Raw genomic sequence first — 2071 nt, 5'->3', positions numbered from 1 at the left:
AGACTCGACCCTCGGTGCGACTGAGGTCGTTCACCCCCTTGGGGTATGGTGTAATTGGCAACACGGCTGATTCTGGTTCAGTTGTTCTTGGTTCGAGTCCAGGTACCCCAGCAAGATGAAGAAGCCCGGAAGTCCGCATCTCGCGGAGCATCCGGGCTTCTTGCTGTGCGCAGCGAGACTCAGCCGCGGTCGTGCAGCGTGACGTGGTATCCGTCGGGGTCGGCGAACGTGAACGTGCGGCCGAAGGGTCCGTCGAACGGTGCGGTGACGATGGGCTGGCCGGCGGCTGCCAGGGCGTCATGGATCTCCTGCACGCCAGTCGCGTGCAACCAGAGGGCGACGCCGAGACCCGGCTGCGCGACGCTGTCGAGATCGGTGCCGGCGACCAGGTCGCGCAAGGCGAAGGCGATGGGGGTCGTCGTGAAGACGACGGCGTGCGGCGGACCTGCGGGGGAGCGTTCGAGGCCGAGGAAGCCTTCGTAGAACGCCTGCGATGCGTCGAGGTCGCGCACCTGCAGCGAGACGAAATCGGGGCCGGTGACGGGCATGGGTGCTCCTTCGATCTGGTGTCAGATTTCTGACATGCCCGAGAGTATGTCAGAATACTGACATGAGTCAAGCCGGTGAGGCGATCGACCTCGACACATCGCTGGGATACCTGCTCAAACAGGCGGCCAGCGCGCTGCGCGCCGCCATGGAGGACGCACTTCGCCCGCACGGCATGACCGTCACCCACTACTCCTGCCTTGAACTGCTCGCGCAGCGGCCCGGACTCTCGAACTCCGAGCTCGCCCGCGGCGCGTTCATCACGCGTCAGTCGATGAACGTGCTGCTGCAGGCTCTCGAACGCGATGGGTCGGTGGTGCGGCCGGCTGAGGCCGCAGTGGGCAAGGCGCTGCCGGCGCAACTGACCGAGCTCGGTCGCGAGCGGCTGGCCGCGGCATCCATCGCGGTGAGAGGCGTCGAGAAGCGGATGCTGGTGGGCATGACCGACCCCGAACAGGTCGCGGCCTTCGGCGCCCTGCAGAGCATGGTGCGCGCGCTTCGCTCCTAGGGGCGGGCGCCGACGCGGATCTCCTGCAGCGACCAGGAGTTGCCGTCGGGATCGCGGAAGTGCGCGTACAGCACCCCGCCCATGTCGTCGATGCCGCTCACGGTCGCCCCTCGCGCGACAAGTTCGTCGCGGGCCGCAGCGACGTCGTCGACGACGAGGTGAAGGCCCGTGATCACCGACTCATCGGGCGTGGGGAGCCCGAAGCCGGTGCCGAACGCGATGGAGCACGCCGAACCCGGCGGGGTGAGCTGCACGATGCGCATGCCCTCCCGCGGGCTCACATCGTGGTCGAGGTGGAAGCCGATCACATCCCGGTAGAAGGCGATGCTGCGATCGACGTCGGAGACCGGGATCGGGACGAGTTCGAGCTTCATGTCCATCGGATGCCTCCTTCTCGGGTCGGCTCGAGGTGCGGGCCGCGCGGCCCACACTACTCACGCCGAACACACGACGACGCCCCATCGGTCGCGCGGCGGAGCCGCAGCGACCGATGGGGCATCGGTGTTCGAGATCAGTGCGCGGCGACGGGCAGCGCGTCGGGGTCGGCGACCGTCGCGACCGACGTGCCGCGGCCCTTGCGACGGAACAGCAGCACCGAGAGCACCGCGCCGACCGCGAAGAAGATCGCGCCCGACACGTAGGCCGCCTGGTAGCCCGCGATCGCCGCCGACTCGCCGAGCGTGGGCGTGCGCACCGTCTGCGCGGCGATGTAGTTCGTCACGGCGGTGGCCGCGATCGTGTTCAGCAGCGCCGTACCGATCGATCCGCCGACCTGCTGGCTCGTGTTCACCATCGCCGAGGCCACGCCCGCGAAGTGGCGGTCGACGCCCAGCGTCGCTGTCTGCATCGAGGCGGGCATGATCGAGCCCATCGCGAACCCGAGAACGAGCAGCGCCGGCAGCACGTCGGCCGCATAGGTGCTGTCGAGCGAGAGGCGGGTGAGCAGCAGCATCCCGATCACTCCCAGGACCATGCCGAACGGCACCATCACCTTCGCGCCGAGGCGGGGGAGCAGCA

At 68.3% G+C, this 2071-nt stretch carries 4 protein-coding genes and 1 tRNA gene; 2 read left to right on the top strand and 3 right to left on the bottom strand.

What is annotated here, in order from left to right; translation table 11 throughout:
* The first annotated feature begins 39 nt into the window (after nt 1–39).
* Nucleotides 40–111, top strand: a tRNA-Gln gene (locus ASG00_RS03680).
* A 68-nt stretch (nt 112–179) separates the two neighbouring features.
* Here ASG00_RS03680 and ASG00_RS03675 read toward each other — a convergent pair.
* Complete coding sequence (locus ASG00_RS03675) at nt 180–548, bottom strand: VOC family protein (protein WP_056206977.1); 369 nt, start codon at nt 546–548, stop codon at nt 180–182.
* 62 nt (nt 549–610) lie between these two features.
* On the opposite strand from ASG00_RS03675, the gene ASG00_RS03670 reads away from it, so the two are divergent.
* The gene (locus ASG00_RS03670; protein WP_056206975.1) at nt 611–1054 is read left to right on the top strand and encodes a MarR family winged helix-turn-helix transcriptional regulator; all 444 of its coding nucleotides are present in this window, start codon (nt 611–613) and stop codon (nt 1052–1054) included.
* On the opposite strand, the gene ASG00_RS03665 is transcribed toward ASG00_RS03670, so the two are convergent.
* Nucleotides 1051–1434 carry a VOC family protein gene (locus ASG00_RS03665; RefSeq protein ID WP_056206973.1) on the bottom strand — a complete coding sequence of 128 codons (384 nt, stop codon included), beginning with the start codon at nt 1432–1434 and terminating at the stop codon, nt 1051–1053. The genes ASG00_RS03670 and ASG00_RS03665 overlap by 4 nt on opposite strands.
* Before the next feature lie 131 nt (nt 1435–1565).
* The coding region (locus tag ASG00_RS16780; RefSeq protein ID WP_327037475.1) for an MFS transporter at nt 1566–2071 on the bottom strand (506 nt) is incomplete at its 5' end.

Source organism: Microbacterium sp. Leaf351 (assembly GCF_001423825.1).
Lineage (GTDB): Bacteria > Actinomycetota > Actinomycetes > Actinomycetales > Microbacteriaceae > Microbacterium > Microbacterium ginsengisoli.
This window is presented reverse-complemented; position numbering and strand designations above follow the sequence as displayed.